Annotated in this window: 16 protein-coding genes and 1 pseudogene; 9 read left to right on the forward strand and 8 right to left on the reverse strand. The window is 55.9% G+C overall.

Annotated features, from left to right (window positions below; translation table 11 throughout):
- The first annotated feature begins 11 nt into the window (after nt 1-11).
- The gene (locus BQ9846_RS00085) at nt 12-269 is read left to right on the forward strand and encodes a helix-turn-helix domain-containing protein (protein ID WP_210433157.1); all 258 of its coding nucleotides are present in this window, start codon (nt 12-14) and stop codon (nt 267-269) included.
- Nucleotides 266-1,543 (forward strand): type II toxin-antitoxin system HipA family toxin, encoded by a 1,278-nt coding sequence (locus BQ9846_RS00090; RefSeq protein WP_075878609.1) that lies wholly within the window; start codon nt 266-268, stop codon nt 1,541-1,543. Before BQ9846_RS00085 ends, BQ9846_RS00090 begins: the two co-directional genes overlap by 4 nt.
- 10 nt (nt 1,544-1,553) lie before the next feature.
- Here BQ9846_RS00090 and BQ9846_RS00095 read toward each other — a convergent pair whose 3' ends face one another.
- Both BQ9846_RS00095 and BQ9846_RS00100 read right to left on the reverse strand, forming a co-directional pair.
- Complete coding sequence (locus BQ9846_RS00095; protein WP_075878610.1) at nt 1,554-3,509, reverse strand: hypothetical protein; 1,956 nt, start codon at nt 3,507-3,509, stop codon at nt 1,554-1,556.
- Nucleotides 3,510-3,589: 80 nt separating this feature from the next.
- Entirely contained in the window at nt 3,590-5,194 is a 1,605-nt protein-coding gene (locus BQ9846_RS00100) for an AAA family ATPase (protein WP_075878611.1), read from the reverse strand.
- A 183-nt stretch (nt 5,195-5,377) separates the two neighbouring features.
- Between BQ9846_RS00100 and BQ9846_RS00105 the strand changes: the two genes are divergently transcribed.
- The 4 genes from BQ9846_RS00105 (at nt 5,378) to BQ9846_RS00125 (ending at nt 8,149) form a co-directional block, all read left to right on the forward strand.
- On the forward strand, nt 5,378-6,313 hold the full coding sequence (locus tag BQ9846_RS00105; protein WP_075878612.1) for a WYL domain-containing protein: 936 nt from the start codon (nt 5,378-5,380) through the stop codon (nt 6,311-6,313).
- Between the two features lie 468 nt (nt 6,314-6,781).
- Nucleotides 6,782-7,162: a gamma-glutamylcyclotransferase family protein gene (locus tag BQ9846_RS00115; protein WP_075878614.1), complete on the forward strand. Its 381-nt coding sequence runs from the start codon at nt 6,782-6,784 to the stop codon at nt 7,160-7,162.
- Nucleotides 7,163-7,179: 17 nt separating this feature from the next.
- Complete coding sequence (locus tag BQ9846_RS00120) at nt 7,180-7,809, forward strand: poly-gamma-glutamate hydrolase family protein (protein ID WP_159437896.1); 630 nt, start codon at nt 7,180-7,182, stop codon at nt 7,807-7,809.
- Between the two features lie 43 nt (nt 7,810-7,852).
- Entirely contained in the window at nt 7,853-8,149 is a 297-nt protein-coding gene (locus BQ9846_RS00125; protein WP_075878616.1) for a hypothetical protein, read from the forward strand.
- Nucleotides 8,150-8,182: 33 nt separating this feature from the next.
- Here the strand turns inward: BQ9846_RS00125 and tnpC are convergent, their stop codons facing one another.
- From tnpC to BQ9846_RS00145, 4 genes and pseudogenes are all read right to left on the reverse strand, one after another.
- Nucleotides 8,183-9,784: an IS66 family transposase gene (gene tnpC, locus BQ9846_RS00130; protein ID WP_075878617.1), complete on the reverse strand. Its 1,602-nt coding sequence runs from the start codon at nt 9,782-9,784 to the stop codon at nt 8,183-8,185.
- Between the two features lie 45 nt (nt 9,785-9,829).
- Nucleotides 9,830-10,186, reverse strand: a complete 357-nt coding sequence (tnpB, locus tag BQ9846_RS00135; protein ID WP_075878618.1) for an IS66 family insertion sequence element accessory protein TnpB — start codon at nt 10,184-10,186, stop codon at nt 9,830-9,832.
- Complete coding sequence (locus tag BQ9846_RS00140) at nt 10,183-10,395, reverse strand: hypothetical protein (RefSeq protein WP_075878619.1); 213 nt, start codon at nt 10,393-10,395, stop codon at nt 10,183-10,185. The genes tnpB and BQ9846_RS00140 overlap by 4 nt, the downstream gene beginning before the upstream one ends.
- A gap of 437 nt (nt 10,396-10,832) precedes the next feature.
- Nucleotides 10,833-12,213, reverse strand: a pseudogene (locus BQ9846_RS00145) (IS1380 family transposase).
- A gap of 91 nt (nt 12,214-12,304) precedes the next feature.
- Here BQ9846_RS00145 and BQ9846_RS16860 point away from each other — a divergent pair.
- Complete coding sequence (locus BQ9846_RS16860; RefSeq protein ID WP_235818877.1) at nt 12,305-12,520, forward strand: WCX domain-containing protein; 216 nt, start codon at nt 12,305-12,307, stop codon at nt 12,518-12,520.
- A 44-nt stretch (nt 12,521-12,564) separates the two neighbouring features.
- Nucleotides 12,565-13,071, forward strand: a complete 507-nt coding sequence (locus BQ9846_RS00155; RefSeq protein WP_075878621.1) for a gamma-glutamylcyclotransferase family protein — start codon at nt 12,565-12,567, stop codon at nt 13,069-13,071.
- 79 nt (nt 13,072-13,150) lie between these two features.
- On the opposite strand, the gene BQ9846_RS00160 is transcribed toward BQ9846_RS00155, so the two are convergent.
- Together BQ9846_RS00160 and BQ9846_RS00165 are read right to left on the reverse strand one after the other, a co-directional pair.
- Nucleotides 13,151-14,374 (reverse strand): DUF4236 domain-containing protein, encoded by a 1,224-nt coding sequence (locus tag BQ9846_RS00160; RefSeq protein ID WP_075878622.1) that lies wholly within the window; start codon nt 14,372-14,374, stop codon nt 13,151-13,153.
- 645 nt (nt 14,375-15,019) lie between these two features.
- On the reverse strand, nt 15,020-16,030 hold the full coding sequence (locus tag BQ9846_RS00165; protein ID WP_075878623.1) for an EcsC family protein: 1,011 nt from the start codon (nt 16,028-16,030) through the stop codon (nt 15,020-15,022).
- Between the two features lie 440 nt (nt 16,031-16,470).
- Between BQ9846_RS00165 and BQ9846_RS00170 the strand changes: the two genes are divergently transcribed.
- Nucleotides 16,471-17,850 (forward strand): IS1380 family transposase, encoded by a 1,380-nt coding sequence (locus BQ9846_RS00170; protein ID WP_075878607.1) that lies wholly within the window; start codon nt 16,471-16,473, stop codon nt 17,848-17,850.
- The last annotated feature ends 25 nt before the right edge of the window (nt 17,851-17,875 follow it).

Genomic DNA, 17,875 nt, shown 5'->3' on the forward strand with positions numbered 1-17,875 from the left:
CGGAGCCCTCCATGCATCCCTCTATTTCCTCAATGGGTCAAGCGTGTCAGCCAATCGATACTGCTGAACGTCTTGGCTTGATCATCCGCCAGGCACGTAAACGCCAAGGGCTGACGTTGGAAACGCTGGCGGGGCTCTGCGGTGTCAGCATTCGCTTTTTGAGCGAACTGGAAAACGGGCGGCAGTCTTGTGGCATGGGGCGAGTCTTGCGCGTACTGGAAACGTTAGGTGTTGAGCTCTTCGCCCTACCGACGGATATCAACGCATGAATCACGATACGTTAAGCGTATGGTACGCAGAGCGCCGCGTTGGCACTTTATGGCGCGGTGAAGACGGTCGATTGATGGGGTTTGAATATGAAGAAGATTGGCAACGTCATGGCCATGCCATCTCTAACAGCCTACCGTTTAGCCAGCGCACATGGCCGCCTGAAACGCTGACGGCTCATCACTGGTTCGGCAATTTGCTCCCTGAAGAGCAAGCACGGACCGCCTTGATACGCCAACTCGGTATCCCCGATGACGACTTCTCATTGCTTGCCGCCATCGGGGGCGATTGTGCCGGCGCACTCACGATTTTGCCACCCGGCCATGCACCTGACTCCGCTACACTTTCTTCAGAAGATGTTGTGCCATTTTCCCAGGACAAATTGCATCAGTGGGCTGCATTTAAGCAGCGCTACACATTGTTCAAGGAAACTTCCACAACGGCCAAGCCGCGCCTTTCCCTCGCGGGGGCACAAGATAAGATTCCGGTGGTTTGGCTCGATGAGGCCTTCTATCTGCCCAGAGGAACCACAGCCTCATCCCATATCATCAAGTTTGCCGTAGAAGGCCGTGAGCAAGTGATATTTAATGAGCTCTACCTCAATACGCTTGCGGCGTTAGTGGGTCTCGACTGCCCCAAAACATACGTACGCTATGTCGACCGCTATCCCTTGCTTATCATTGAGCGCTACGACCGCCAAAAAGAGGGAGACGTTTTTAAGCGTATTCACCAAGAAGACCTATGCCAGGCCATGGGCATATCCCGCACACGGAAATACCAAGAACATGGCGGCCCGACCTTCGCTGATTGCATCCAAGCACTCCGAGAAATATGCAAGCCGCCGGCACGCTCCCTCCAACAGCTGCTGCGTTGGCAAATATTCAACGTCTTGGTGGGTAACAGCGACGGTCATGCAAAAAATGTGTCGTTACTGCAAAATGAAAAAGGCAAATGGCGTATAGCGCCGGCCTACGATCTCGTGGGTACGATAGTACTGGGATACGATCCTCGGCTCGCCTTCTCCATTGGTGAGCAATACAACGCCATGCAGCTTTTGACCCGCGACTGGCAAGCTTTCGCCGATGCTTGCCAGCTGAGCTATCCCTTCATTAAGCGTGAAATCGAACACATGCGCATGAGGCTCTCCGAGCATGTTGACTCCACCGATATACAGCATGCAGTGGCAGAAGCGGGGTTACCCAAGAATGCCTGGCCTCGCTTGCAGCAGCAGCGCCACCACATTGTCAAACAGTGCAAAAAATCCGCTCAGTGGTAACGTAAGGCGTTTAACGTCCGCCTGAGGCTGGCTGCCGCTGCCTTAGCTGATGACGGATAACAGGCGGAAATGCCAACATGTCATCATCGTTATCTTCCTGTATGACTTCTTGCCCCATGGCCACCGCCGTTTGCACCGCCGCAGAAGGCGGCATCAACGCGAGCTGCATAAACTGCTGTTGGACTTCACGAATGTTTTTCGAAGTGGGAAACCCTGGCAGGCGCCACTGAAACCAGTCATCCGATTGGCGTGCAAGCGTCATCAATAGCGCGCGTACGGGACCTGGGTACATTTGAAGTAACTCTGCGAGTTGTTGGGGCAAGCTGGCCCAGGGTGTCATTTCAGCAATGGCGTGCAAAACGGCCTGACGCTGGGCTTGATCAAGGCTTTCCTCCTTTAGCAAGCGCGGCAGATAACGCGCAGTGCCTTTTTGCATAGCGGGCAACGACAGCTGAGGCCATTGTCCGCTGCCGTAAAGCGAGACCAACACCTCATGCATTAGCGCGATCAATGCGGGATGGGCGTTTTCCGCCGTGGCGGCACGCACAAAATATCCCAGATTATTGCGCTTCATTGCCTCCTTAAGCAGCGTTTTTCGAAAGGCTTTCGCGTGTTCGCTTTCGGAGGCACATAGCGCCCACAACTGAAGGTCGGCGTTTAACCCTTCATCCAAGCGATCCGCTGGAAACTCCCACCCCCAACGCGTGTCAACACGCTGATAGTCGCCGTCACGCAGGCTGGGACGCTTGCGTTTGCGCCCCCCTTGACGGTGCCAGGCACTCAACGTTCGCCGGCACTGCCAAAGCGCGTCGAGCGCCATGCCTTGTTTCGCCAGATGCAACAGCGTGGTTAGGCTATGAAATGCGGCCTGCGGTGCATAGCGCTGGGACAGCACGTTGAGTACGCCTTCGAGCAAGTCGATTTCGCCCGCTTCCAGCCGCTTTAGGCTCTGCTTTAGCGTGGCTTCATCGATAAAAAAGCGCGCCTGGTGCAAAAGCGGTGTTGGCACACTGCCGTAACAGTCCACGGGCAGTCCGTCGGGTAGCGCGACGTCAGTTAGCGCATCGCAGTGATAAAGTGCCAGGTGCTTGGCCCAGCTCACAGTAAGACGTTCAAGTCGCGGCGCATGCAGCTGCACATGATCCCAGGCGTCGGTCAGCTTGAGGTTTTTCATATTGCCGCGCAGCGTCAGGTGTTTACGTGAACCGTGACGCAGTGGCATGGGAGCACGCTCAGAAGGCGCTTGGCGCGATCGGGCAAACGCCCCCTTCACCTCGGTCAGCGCCTCTAAACCTTGTGTTTCGCATACGCCAAGCGTGTGCATACTCAGCGTTTCTAGAGCGGTAGCTTTGTTCATTCGCACACGCTGGGGCCCATCGATCACGAGCTGCGTTAATGGGGAGGCATCCGTAATCAACCACTCACCCTCACCAGAAAGGTGGAGCGCCGATGGCAGAATGGTTGGATTGATGACGACAGTGAGCGGCAATGGGCTAGGCGTCGCTACCGGGGAGGGTTTGCTCAAGTTACTCGGACATGACCAACCCCAACGTAATGCCATATCGTGGGTTTTCGCCTCATGGCCAAGGAGCCGTACGCCCTTCCATGGCGCCTGTTCTGACGTGAGCCGCAGTATATCCGTTTGCCAATCCGCATCCAGCTCATACACCACGCCATGTACCATAAGCGTGCGTGGCATACTCAGACTAAACAAGTGGACGATCGCGCCTTTGGAAAGCGCTGGCAGATGAATCTCGCGCAGGTTAGGCAACTGATTTAACTGTAGATGCAGGTAGTCTTGCGCACCGCAGCCGCGTAAATCCAGCACTTCCAGCTGACCGTCCTCATGAAGATCCAGCGCGCGCAAATTCGGTTCAGCGAGCACTAATCGCGTGCCTTTCTCGGCATTACCGCACGGCCCGATGAGGGCGGTGCCGCCATTGCTATCCAGCGTTAGTGGGTCCATATTCGCCTCCCGTTGCTGATATCGAGATAACAGCTTAACGGGCCGGTGCGACGTTCCATGTCGCAGTTAACATGGATGGCTTAAGCGCCCCAAGTGTGGATAGGCCTATCGCCGTGGTGTTCAGTGCCCTGCCAGATTTTCTCTTCCCATGGCACATCGTCTGCGCGGTTGAACACCACAAGATGGGCTTCATCGGCACCCACTTGGTCCGCATAACCGGCTGTTTGCGCGACGCCCTTCGCTACGGTGGCCTCCCGGCTGTCGCGTTGAATTTTGAGCTCAATCACCACCCGCTGTACCGGGCCGTTAAAGCCTTGCGCCTGACTCAGCGGCCACTCGATCAATAAGTCGATGCGCTTGCGCCCCAGGCCATATTCGCGCGTGATACGCCCGCCGCCGTTGATAATGCGCTGCAAAAATGCCTGCATCACAAGCTGCGGCCCGGCTTCTTTATACTGAAAGCGCTCCAGCCAACTCTCGGCGTGCTCGCGGAAAAACTGCTGAAATCCTGCCAGCAGTTTGGGCACGTCCAGCCGACGTTCAGGAGTGAGGTACCAGGCCTGCTCCTGATTGGGAATGCGCGTCTGCATGATCCAGGTAAGATCGCGCGGGATGACTTCGCGATAGATACGGTTACTGATACGCAGGGACGGGTACGTCTCGATCAGGCCCAAGTCTTCGACATACTGCTGGTCGTCCGGCTTGATCGCATCAATATCGACACTCTCTTCGCTGGTAAGTAACGCACTCATCACCCGCTGCACGCGCGGCTCGCGCAGCTTGTCGGTGAGCTGATCCAGGTGCGTGGTGCGGGATTGAATCAGCGTCTCACGCGCGGCGCGGTAATCCTCCAGCGTGAGCAGGCGCGTGCGATCGCGGGCGGGCCTGAAGCGCCAGGTCAGCTCGTAACCCAAGGCGTTGACCAGCCAAGGCTGGCCTCGGGTGTCTTCCCATAGCTCCGGGAAAATCGCCGGGTCCAAAGGCTGCCCGGTGGCTTCGGTATGCTGACACCAAAGTTGCTCGCACTCTTCATAGGAGAAGTTGCCCATGCGCAGCGATTCGGCCTTGATGTTGAAGGCGCTGCCGCCGGTGATCACCTCCGCGCCCTCCTGGTGCATGCGGTAATCGCGCACGTCGCGTACACCGCATAGAATGATCGACTGGGGGAAGGCGTTGGGCCGCTGGGCGTACCCCGCACGGATTTGTCGCAGAAGCGATATCAGCGTATCCCCGACTAAGGCATCGACTTCGTCGAGAAACAGAACGGTAGGTTTAGTGGCATGCTGTGTCCACATCTGCAGTAATCTAGTCAGTCGCTGCTGGGGCGAAATTGTGTATTGCTTGGCTTCATACCACGTGACCAGTGCATCCTCATCAAGATAGAGCTGAATGGCATTGATCACCGCATCACACACTGCCCGCATGCCTTTTTCTTCGTCTCCCCGAGCGGCTTGGGCGCCTTCGATATTGGCGTAAGCACATGCATAGCGACCTTCTTCATTGAGCGCCTGCATCATCGCCAACAGCGTGGTGGTCTTGCCCGTCTGGCGCGGCGCGTGCAACACGAAGTAGCGCTCTTGCGCGATCAGCGCTTCAATCTCTTCCCAGTCGACACGCATCAGCGGATCAATATGATAATGCTTGTCTGGCTTAGTTGGGCCGGCGTTATTAAAAAAGCGCTCCATCGAATAGCACCTTGAAAAGGAAAACTTTCTTCACTTTAGCACGGGTAACTGCCTATCGTTGCCACAAGGAAAAATAGCCATAACGTGAAAGCAAAATGTTCTCAATCGCGCCAGCAACTCTCTAACAGACCCAATAGCTTGATACCCTGAAGGTAGGTACACAGCTACGAAAGGACAACGCGTATGTCTCAGCTCGCACGGCAGTGGGCGATTTTATGCCACCTTGTTCCCCCCCACGGCCCCATCACGGTAAGTGAGCTCTACCAAAAGCTGTCGGATCACTTCCCGGCGAGTAAGCGCACTTACGAGCGGGATCTTCTGCATCTTGCCGATACCTTTCCCCAAGCGGTTATCAGTGAGGACGGCGGAGGTGATAACGGGCGAACTACCTACTGGTCCCTGCGTTCGCGGCGCGGCCTTATCCCCGAGGTGTTGCTCAATGATGCCGATATTGCGATGGCACTGGTGGTACTCGAACAACAGGCCCATAGCCGCTTGCCCCGTAGCGTCATGCAACGTCTACAAAAATGGTGGGAGCAAGCCCATGGCACCTTGGCGCATGCACCGGATATTCGACTCGATCATTACCGGGCATTAATCCGCTACTTACCCGATTCGCTTCGCCCGGTACCGCCTACCGCACCAGAGGCCATTCAACTCACTGTCGAGCAGGCCCTTATGGAAGGCCAAGCCTTGAGGCTCACACGAGATACTCTGGATGGCGCTGAGACGCTAACAGGCTTAGTGCCACTTCGCTTATTGCTGCTAGAAGAAGTGATGTACCTACTTGCCGAACACCCTAAAGCCGAAAGCGCTGAGGCGCGGTTGTGCAAAATCCCATTGCACCGTGTCACTCATGCTCAATGCATCGGCCTTGCCACCGGGCGGACGAGGGATCCCGACCTTGCCCAACAAGAGGTACTCGGCACCGGTGGGCAGCAACCTATCGAAATGGTGGTATCTCGCGAGGTGGCAGAGATGCTTTTTGAACGCCCGATGGGTCACAACCAAATACTGACACCGCTTGGCAACGGTCACTACCGACTCACCACAACGCTGGATGACAGCCACCAGCTTCGTCACGTTTTAGCGCAAAATGGCGGCATGTTCAGCGCTTAATCAGCGATGACCCACAATACGACAGATGACGTCGCACCACTGCAATAAGCTAGAAAAAACGGCCGCGTTTACCCTGGCACAAAAGGCATAGCATAACGTGCCTACCATGCCCGAGTGCCTATGGAGTGGCTGAATAACCGTCCTGGACTTGAGAGCACCGTGAAGCGATTGAGCTGCCACAAGCACGGCCGCCTATGCCTTCACGGATTGCCCGATAGCGACAAAATCGCCTTGCCGAAGTGCCTTTTCAAGCGCTTGGACAGCAAATTGACCGACGTTCACACCAGCGGCATGCTAGATAAATTCGCTGGGGGGACAGAAGAAAATTCGGGTTGCTTGCTGAAATAGCGTCGCGAAAAAAAGGCCGTACTGCGATGTAACGAGGTGGATACCCTGCTAATGCAGCAGGATAACGAGATACAGAGCTGGGAAATTTCGCGCACTAATTGAAACGGAGAAAATAAGCTCATGGATCACTTACAACGCGATATAGATCGCTGCCCTCGCGTCGCCGTGTACGGCACGCTCAAGCAAGGCTGCCACAACCATCATTGGCTTGAAGGCGCTATCCTGGTTGGACATGACCGCCTTACGTCCCTCACCCTCTATGACCTTGGCCCTTACCCCGGTGCCAAAGTGGAAGCGTCAACCGGCGCGGTCGTTGAGATTTACGCGATCAATGTCGAACACTTGGCTTTACTGGATCAGCTGGAAGGTTACGTCACGCATGCACCATGCGAAGGGCTTTACGATCGTGCTGTTTTTCCCACTCAGCATGGTGAGGCGTGGTGTTACCTCTACAACGCAGGAACTCAGGGCGAGATGCGTATCGAGGATGGGGAATGGTGACAAAGCATAGGCAATCCATGCTTGAGCATGTAACCACTTGGCTACGTCGAAAGGGGTGGATTCGCCACCGCGGAGACCGCTACAGCAACTTTTCGGCGCTGGCATGCGAGCAACCCAATGGGGCATTTTCGATTACGTATGCCGATCGGGGCTCGCCGATCACCATCATGGCCATTCACGGCGGCAAAATCGAGCCTGGCACCTCCTCCCTGGCAAAACGAATCGCAGGTAAGAGGTTCAACTATTACAGCTTCAGTGGAGACAAGAAGCGCCACAACTGGGATTTACACATCACTAGCACGGCGTTTGATGAGCCCGTTGCCTTGGCATTGGCGGACCGTTCCGCTGTCGTGGTAACACTTCACGGCTGCATGGGCCGAGGCACTGTTGCCTATACCGGAGGCGATAACGTTGAACTGTGTCAACAGATGGAAAACGTGTTGAACTGCGCGGGTGTAAAAAGCCGTCCGCACCCTATTTTTCATGGCCATGGACGCAACAATATCTGCAACCGGGGCCAGCATGGGGGGCTTCAACTGGAGCTGACTCCAAGGCTACGCCTCTGCCCTTATGCCTGGCGAAAACGGCGTATCTTGGTCGATCGTATCCAGAAACTGCTGGACGACGGTGCTAACCTTAACGGGTAGGCTCGATCCCAGCGCCACCGTTCAACCTGCAAGCGAGACCGGTATGTCATTACCCGAGGCATTTCCCCTAGAAGATATTCCCCACATTGAGGCCAGCCCCGACGACTACCGGCTGCTTGAACGCGTACCGTTAACCAAAAGTGATGCCACTTTTCCAGTGACGCTACACCCGCCCGCCGGTGACGAACGGCCTTTCGTCGTGGCCGACGTGGAAACCACTGGGCTTGATACAGAGGCGGATAGCATCATCGAGCTGGGCTTGGTACGCGGTGAATATAGCCCGCGTGAAGCCCGTATTACGTCAATCACTGGCGCACTGAGCCGGTTTGAAGACCCGTAAACGATCCACTAACCACATCTGGGCAGGCATCGCTCAGTCGGGTAACGTTTTCTTCCAGTGCCAGGGTAGCAGCGTAGTGAGCTCGTCATCATTGAGCGTGGGCAGCGTTTCGAAGACGTACTGCAAGTAGTCGTAGGGTGAGAGGCCATTGGCCTTGGCGGTTTCGATCAGGCTGTAGATTGCCGCGCTGGCTTGAGCGCCGCTCGGTGTGTGGCTGAACAGCCAGTTTTTACGCCCCACCACGAAGGGGCGGATAGCGTTTTCGGCCAGGTTGTTGTCCAGCGGGATTCTGCCGTCCTCAAGGAAGCGGGTCAGGCGCGGCCATTGGCTATCCAGGTAATGCAACGCCTTACCCAGCGCGCTTTTGGGCAGCACTTGCGCCAGGGACTTATCGAGCCAGGTGCGTAGCTGAGCGACCAGTGGACGGCTCTTCTGTTCGCGTAAAGCCTGACGTGCTTCTGGCGCCAACGCTTTGGCTTGTTTTTCGACACCATAGAGCTTGCTGATCTGGTTCAGTGCCCAGTCAGCCTTGCCGGTTTTACCGGCTGGCTGTACTTTCTGGGCCTCGATGAACTTGCGTCTTGCATGTGCCCAGCAACCGGCGTGGGTGATGCCATTACGTCGCACCACCTCGGCGTAGCCTTCATAGCCATCGGTCACTAGGCAACCGGCATAGTGGCCCAGCAGACGCATGGGCACGCTTCCCGCACGGCTGGGGGCATAGCCGAACAGCACCACCTGCTGGCCAGGCGGCCCACCTCGTTGTACCCACATGTACGATTTGGCACTGGCCTTGCGTTCCTCTTCCTGGTTGACCTGGAGGGTGGTCTCATCCATGTGGATCAGAGGCGCTGTTAACAGGTGTTGGCGCAGTGTCTCAATGAGCGGGGTGAGGCGCTCACCGGCTTGCACCATCCAGCGGGCTAGCGTGTTGCGCGGGATCTCCGCGCCGTGTCGGGCAAAGATCTGACTTTGCCGGTAGAGCGGCAAGGCATCCTGGTACTTGGCGGTGGCCACGTAGGCTAACAAGGTGGCGCTGGCATTACTCTTGGGCAGCAGTTTGGCCGGTGCAGGGGCCGTTTTGACGTTTTCTTCGCAGGTTGGGCAGGCATATTTGCGCCGCACATGGCGGATCACTTCGACGCGAGCCGGCACCACATGAAGCTCTTCACTGACGTCTTCACCGATGACCTTAAGCTCGGTTCCGTCTTGGGCACAACAACGTTCTGCTTCGTTTAGCTCATGAACCACCTCGACGCGAGGCAGTTCTGGCGGCAGGGCCACACGCCCACCGCGCGGGCGCTTTTTGACAGGAGCGGTAGCGTTATCGGCCAATGACGTTGCGTCGGCGTTCTCCGTCGCTTCATCATCCGCCGCACTGTCCTCTTCATCAACGGCCAGCTCAGCCTCATTGATCAGCAGGTCACCCTGTTGGATGCCGTACTTTTCCGTGGAGGGACCAAACTGGCGCTCCAATGCCAGGCGGAACTGTTCGTACAGGGATTGCTTGGCCGCTTCCCACTGCGCCTCTTTCTTCTCCATCAGGCGATGCAGCTGCGCGTTCTCTTCCTCCAGCGCCTGAACCTGGCGTTGCAGTTGAGAGACGTCATGGGCGGAAGCAGTGGCGTTTTTCATGCCGCAGAGTATATCAAAAACGCCCGTAAAAAAGGAGCAAGAACATCAGCCAACAGACTGAAAATTCAGTGCTTTATGCGGTTGCATCGCTTTCAGGTCGTAGCCATCCAGCAGCCAGTTAAGTTCCTGGCCACTCAGTGTCACCGAGTCCCCATCCAGGTGGGTTGGCCATTTAAAACGTTCGCGTTCTAGGCGCTTGTACCACACCACAAAACCATTGCGCTCCCAGAACAGCAGTTTCACCTTGTCACGCTGCCGATTACCGAACACAAACAGCGCCTTATCGAACGGATTCAACTCCATGGCTTCCTGAACCAATAAGGCCAGTCCGTCGATCTGCTTGCGCATATCCACCGGTTCGCGGCACAGATATACGTTCAAGTCGGTACTGGGACGGATCATGGCGCCACCGCCACTTCGACAAATCGCGCGGGACGATAGCGTGGTGGCACGGGCAACGCCTGGACCTTGAGCCGCCCTTCCCAGGCCAGCAGATCGGCTAACGTTAATCCCTGATGCGTGGCGTACTGGCTTAGCGGCATCTCCAGTACTGAGGCATGGTAAAGATGACCGAGCCAAAAGGCTTGTGTAGCGTTGAGTTCGCGACTCATGAGGCTCTCCCAAATAAAAGAGAGCCTCAGTGTGGTTGGCAACATTCAGCCTGAGAAGATGTGTTTAGTGGACCGTTTACCTTTTATGTGTTATTGGTTTTTTTTCAAATACAGCGCCACAGCCCCCCTAAGGATTCGAGGCGGAGACGGTATCCACATGATCATAGCCACGGCTTGTAAGATGCTTCTCGCGCCAGCCATTACCCCGCCTCATTCATGAGGGTGCCGATTGAGCGTTTTGGAGCCATGGGTTGCCGGCTTCGGTTTTTCGCAGCCGTATCGATGGCGTGTTGACACACAGATTAATGCCCAAGTGTAGCGCTTATCTTCGTTGTCTATAACTTTCAGGCATTGATCCCGGCCATCAAGGTAGCCATGTCCGCCGGCCCCCGTTGTGGCCGCCTTGTTCTTGCGTTAGTTATGAGTTTATCGCCGTATTAGCTCAGTGCGGTCAGCTTCGGCAGCCCCTTGAGCAAGGTGGGCCACCATTTTTCAGCGGCGTCACCGAGGTGAACGGTGATACGTCGAGCATGTAGCGAGAGGGTGGAAGCGACCTTGAGCACCTGCTCGCGCATCCGGCTCAGGCTCCAGCCTTGGCGAGTTTGTCGCACCAGAAGACAGCGCAGGCCATGCAGGACCTGGTAGGCGTAGAGGCTCAGCAGTAGACTCACTTCGTTACGAGCCATCACGTCTTGAACGGTGGAGGCGCCACGATCCGTCGAGGAGAGATGCACGTCGAGGGCTGATTTTACCTCGCCCATGTGCGCTTCGGCACTGCCGCGCTTACGGTAAAGCGCCAGGACTTTCTCTGGGGGCCAGTGGAACTTGCTGAGATTGGTGACCAGGAAGAAGGCATGCAGCAACAGATCATCGGGGCGTTCCTGCACCACCAGTACCACGCGCCGTGGTGACGACCAGGAGCCGGCTTGGTATTCCAGGTCATGACACCATTCACGAGGCTGTTCGGGTGGCCGGCCACGGGGTCGCTTGAGATAGGGCGCGGCTAGCTGCTGTAGACCTGTATGGCTGCGGAGCCGGCCCAAGTACTGAATGTCACGCGCTTCCAAGGCCTCCAGTGTCGCGTTGCCTGTGAAGCCAGCGTCAATGCGCACTCGCACCTGGGCGCCGGTGCTCTCGTTGAGTCGCCGTACCAGATGCGGGACCCAGGTGTCGGCATTCTCGGCCGGGCCAGCATTGCCCTCCCGCAGCAAACCGCCCACCATGTCGCCGGTCTCTGCCAACGACGCGACTAGCGGTGAGTAGATGCGGGCACCGTAATGACCATGAAAGGCCGAGCCGCCCTGGTGACCGTGGACCTCAATCGGCAGGCCATCGATGTCCAGTGTCAGTTGATCCGGGCGTTTGCCCTTCTCCAGCGAGGTCAGACGCCAGACCACCAACCGCAGCAAACCTTCGTGTACGGCATCGATGTTGTCGCTACGTCCAAGGCACGTCAGCAGCCGCGACAGCGTGGCTTGGGACGGCCGGTCCTGCGTCAATGGCGTCATCCCGCGCGCATCGCTGCAGGCCAGTTGCCAGAGCGGGTCGTGGCGCAGCATGTCGGTATCGCTGAGATCGATCCAGCCCATCGCACGCTGCAGCACGAGGGTGCGCAGCTGGTTGGCCAGCGAATGGCGGACGCGCAGCGGGTTACGTTGGTCGATCAGGTTTTCATCCAGTGCGTCTATGACACCGCTGCTGTCGAGAGCTTCACGCAGCAGCAAGGCGCCGCTATCGCTTGTGGTNGCGCTGGCCATCAAGCTCAACGCGAATGGACCCGTTGCAGGACGGAATCCAGGGAGATACGCTTTCACCCATGGCGGATGGTCCTCTGGAATCAGGTTCTTGCCGGAACGTTCTGATTTCTCAAGAGAACACCATCCGTCATCTTCGTTTTCAGGCTGCCCTCATGAATAAGACGGGGTTAGGCAATAGCGAGACGTACCTACTCACCGCTCAAGTGCCCAATGACCAACAAACCCTGTGGTGGTTAATGGGCATGGGCGCGAACGTTAAAGTGCTCGCTCCGGCCGCCTGGCGGGAAGCCTTAAAGACCAATGCGGAGCAGGTGTTAGCCCATTATCGCGACGTGCCAGTATCGTCAGAGACTAGCGACACGCGTTAAGCCATTACGTTGCGTTACCCCATAGCGCTATCAAGGAGCCACCTATGCTGTGTTTTGCTTACGGGTCGAACATGTCGACTCAACGTTTAGCCGCGCGAATTCCAGCACGCTTTGTCACCACCGCCCTACTGCCCGCGTACCGATTGGCGTTCCATCAGCGCAGCGCTGACGGTTCGGGTAAGTGTGACATTGTGCCGGCATCCGAGCAGGCGGCTGTGTACGGGGTGATCTGGGACGTCGCCTCCCACCACAAACCGGCACTCGATGCTTATGAAGGGCTTGGACACGCCTACGAAGAGACTTGGCTGACCGTCACCGATCTCGCCTCATCGCGCCCATTTGAGGTGCAGGCGTATGTGGGCAAAATGACGGCACATGGCATGCGCCCTTACGCCTGGTATAAGCACCACGTACTTGCTGGGGCGCAAGAACACGGCTTACCGCCCGCGTATATCCGGGCGCTAGAGCGTATACCCGCACTAGACGATCTGGATGCGGCACGCCATGCACGTGAAATGGCTATTCACGCCGAGCTAAAACGAAACGTTTAACCGCCCTACGGCGCGGGAAACTTGTAAACAATCGGATAAACGGATGAACGGATAAAGGGAAGAGCAAGAAACAAAGCCGCTACACCAGCTGAAACGGCGTCACATCACGAAAAATGCCGGTTTTGGTCATATCGCGACGCAAAGTGAAGGCCTCAACGGCAGCAACGGGGTCGACCTGAGCAAGCTTATCAAAGTGAATGCGTGCCCACTGATCACGAGTGGCTTTGATACTGTACAGGTATTGATCCCGTTCACCACCTGTCGCTGGGTCAATCACAGGGCGATAACCGGAAACGCGCGCTTCTTGTACGTTTGGCAACCGCGCAAACACCGCCCCCAGCACGCGGAACGCCACACCATGCACATAATCCCGGTAAAGTTTGCGCTGACGTGTATCACTCAGGGGCTTGGGGCTAAGTTTCAGCGCTTTGGGCGGCATCGTCCATTCACGCGTTGGCATTTCACTTTCACCCGGTAGTTCGATATCTACCGCGATAGTGCGCTCATCGCTACCGAGGTCAAAGTCGATCAGCGTTTCTCGTGGCCAGTCGATTTCCTCGAGGCGCTCGCGCAGTGTTTGCTCCATTGCCGCCATATCACTGAACACGCCCTCCTCTTCACGCTGTTGGCGAGCGAACTCTTCCGCATCAAATTCTGCCTTGCGCCACTCCCATTGACGGTAATCATCGTCGAAAAGCGTTTTTTGCTGCGCATTATCTAATTCAAGGCGGCGCTTGAGAGGTGGCCATAGCCGATGCCACCAGCGAACAGGGGTAAACTCCGGGGACGTGGGTGGCGCTTCCGGAAAAGGCTGTGGCACATAACCGCGAGTCTCGGGGCAAGGCGTCTCCCAGTGCAGTTGTCCAAGGTGAGTGATATCCGCATTCAGTTCGTCGCAAAGGCGAGCCAAGCGCTCGCGTATCGCGGCGTCGGCATGCCGACGAATCAGCCGTGCTTCTTCATCGCTAAGGGGCGTACCATCTTCAAACAAGTAGTGCACACGACCTTCGCTATCGACCTTGAGCGTGAACGCGAGCGTCTCACCCTCGCCGATACGTTCTTCAAGTGCTGAAGTGGCAGAACGCTCAATGACACTGGACGAGCGTGGTGAGGAACGTTTTCGATCTAACTTTGTGTGATAGGCAAGCCCCGTACCGGGGATGCCGGCATGCGCATGGACCCCGCTGGGGCCAACGCTTACACTGGCCCCGCGCGGCCCAACAGAGAAGCCAATGCCCCGCTTGCTGACATTCAAACGCACACCGGGCGCTAGCGTAATACGGCGTTGAAATCGAAAAGCCAAGCCACCTCCTTGTGTTGGACGGACACTGAACCGCGTCTGCGATAGTGCTGTCGAGCACTTATCCTAGGTGAGCGGGATTACGACGACAATCATGGCAAACCAACTTTTAAACTAGAAGCCAGCCGTCATAACCATTTCACAGTCCTACGCTGCAGTAGGTGGCCGAAAGACTGGTGGATACCACTCAAGGGCGGCTGTCCAAGACCAGATAACAGTCGTTTAGGGAATCATTAATGCCTTAAGCACCGCTCCATTGCGCGCAAATTCTTGCCGTTACACCTTACCTTCCGGTGACAGCGGTAATCCCCCCGGTTCTAAATAGGAGGAATTACCATTGTCGCGGATCAAATCATCGACACAGTCTGTTAGCAATAAGCCATTTTCCATTCTGGCATCGTGAAGCGGAGGTTATGCGCCATGGTGATCCAACCCTACAACGCCGAGTTATCAATCTGCTTGAGACCGCCTGGGCAAAACTTCCTTGATAGGATAATGACAGCACGTCAGCTCGGCTACTTCGCAGCTATACACTGGATAATATCAGTAGCATTCCAGCCACCGGTTATGCACGAACATGTCCGGTGGCTGAGCAAAAGAGCGCGCCATAGGTGCTACTCTTTCGGCTTGGTGCCTACCTTAGATAAATTATTGTGTGCTGGAATCTTTAATATCTTCTTCTTTTTTGACATTAAAAATTTGGCGATTTTCATAGCACCAAGCAACAAAATTCTCCTTTTTTACTAATGAAGATAACGGCATAGGTAGAGATGCGTAGAGCGAACTAGCTAAGCGTTTGAATTGCTCCTCATCATTTATAACATCTACTGCTACGGGACCTAAAACAGTATCCCATAAATCTTTCAATCTTGGAGAGAAGCCGTTTAAAATTAGTATCTCATCAGACTCATCGAGAGCATTAGCATCAATTTCAACTCCGACTACCTCTTCCGCTTCTTCAACAGCTTCTTCCTCGATGATTTTCTCATCCATCGTACCACCACCGTGCTGATCGGCACTCATGCCCTCTACCGGTGCTTGCTCAATAAAAGTTTTTCGTGCGACATTTCCCACGATATTTGTTGAAACTGAGTCAAACGTTCCACCAATAATGCCTCCTACAAGTGGCACCATTTTCCCAAGGTTTACAGCCCCTTTGCTTCCAAACTTAGTTACCAGTCGAAAACCAACCTTCTGATTTATTTTGGTGGTAACAGTGGCAGGAATCTTCTTGATCATACTGACAGTTAAGCGAGTGCCTATATTAATACCAGCCTCCTTAACAATATCCTTAGCCGCACTTCCAGTTAAGCACACATAAACAAGCGAGCGAACGCGATCATCACGAACATCGTATCCACCCAAATAAGCAATGGCAGCAACCATTCTGATTTGCACATATAACAAAGAAGCTATACTTGCTGGAATTGCTACGGGCATAGTAATCACGCCACCCAATCCACTTACAAAGCCAGTGGTGCCCGTTTTAGCATTCTGCCAACGTATAAGCGAATTCGTGCAGGCAACTAAATCATCGCTTTTTTTGTAGTTTTCAGCTAAATCTTCCGCAGAATCAAATCCAGGAATGCCTTCAATGGCTTTATCATAGGTCCAATCCAGCGCCTTCATCATCTTTGATTGTGTCAGTTTTTCGCTCATGTTATTCCTTGTATATGTCGGCATTGATACTATTTTTATAGCGTAACCTAGCAATATTCGGAGCCGGTCTGCGCATGTGCAGTTCAGCATATTTAAACTGGTGCATTTCTCTTTATCGGCAGCCAGAAAGTAAACTTTATTGCCTTGCAGGCCTGCATTGTGAATAATTATGGATTAAAAATAAACAATATAGTTAAACCAACGCTCCAACAGCTCGCGCTCTTCCGCCTGAAAGTCCCCACTGGGAAAATTGAGCTGAGATTCTTGATAGCCTCGCGCAGTGCACCGGAAATTCGCAAACGGAAACCGGTTATTCAGCCTCAAAAGACTGATAACCCGTCTTATTCATGAGGGCAGCCTGAAAACGAAGATGACGGATGGTATTCTCTTGAGAAATCAGAACGTTCCGGCAAGAACCTGATTCCAGAGGACCATCCGCCATGGGTGAAAGCGTATCTCCCTGGATTCCGTCCTGCAACGGGTCCATTCGCGTTGAGCTTGATGGCCAGCGCACCACAAGCGATAGCGGCGCCTTGCTGCTGCGTGAAGCTCTCGACAGCAGCGGTGTCATAGACGCACTGGATGAAAACCTGATCGACCAACGTAACCCGCTGCGCGTCCGCCATTCGCTGGCCAACCAGCTGCGCACCCTCGTGCTGCAGCGTGCGATGGGCTGGATCGATCTCAGCGATACCGACATGCTGCGCCACGACCCGCTCTGGCAACTGGCCTGCAGCGATGCGCGCGGGATGACGCCATTGACGCAGGACCGGCCATCCCAAGCCACGCTGTCGCGGCTGCTGACGTGCCTTGGACGTAGCGACAACATCGATGCCGTACACGAAGGTTTGCTGCGGTTGGTGGTCTGGCGTCTGACCTCGCTGGAGAAGGGCAAACGCCCGGATCAACTGACACTGGACATCGATGGCCTGCCGATTGAGGTCCACGGTCACCAGGGCGGCTCGGCCTTTCATGGTCATTACGGTGCCCGCATCTACTCACCGCTAGTCGCGTCGTTGGCAGAGACCGGCGACATGGTGGGCGGTTTGCTGCGGGAGGGCAATGCTGGCCCGGCCGAGAATGCCGACACCTGGGTCCCGCATCTGGTACGGCGACTCAACGAGAGCACCGGCGCCCAGGTGCGAGTGCGCATTGACGCTGGCTTCACCGACAACGACACGCTGGAGGCCCTGGAAGACCGCAACATCGAGTACCTGGGCCGACTGCGCAGTCACACGGGACTGCAGAAGCTGGCAGCGCCGTACCTGAAACGGCCACGGGGCCGGCCACCCGAGCAACCTCGGGAGTGGTGCCACGACCTGGAGTACCAAGCCGGTTCCTGGCCGTCGTCACGGCGCGTGGTGCTGGTGGTGCAGGAACGTCCCGATGATCTGCTGCTGCATGCCTTCTTCCTGGTCACCAACCTCAACAAGTTCCACTGGCCGCCGGAGAAAGTCCTGGCGCTCTACCGCAAACGCGGCAGCGCCGAGGCGCACATGGGCGAAGTGAAGTCAGCACTCGACGTACATCTCTCCTCGACCGACCGCGGCGCTTCTACTGTTCAGGAGGTGATGGCTCGCAACGAAGTGAGTCTGCTACTGAGCCTCTACGCCTACCAGACCCTGCATGGCCTGCGCTGCCTACTCACGCGGCAAACCCGCCAAGGCTGGAGCCTGAGCCGGATGCGCGAGCAGGTGCTCAAGGTCGCTGCCACTATCTCACGGCACGCTCGGCGCATTACTGTTCACCTCGGTGACGCTGCTGACAAATGGTGGCCCACTTTACTGAAAGGGCTGCCGAAGCTGACTGCGCTAAGCTGACCTTCCGGCGATACTGACTGAGGCA

This window comes from Vreelandella massiliensis (genome assembly GCF_900155385.1).
Lineage (GTDB): Bacteria > Pseudomonadota > Gammaproteobacteria > Pseudomonadales > Halomonadaceae > Vreelandella > Vreelandella massiliensis.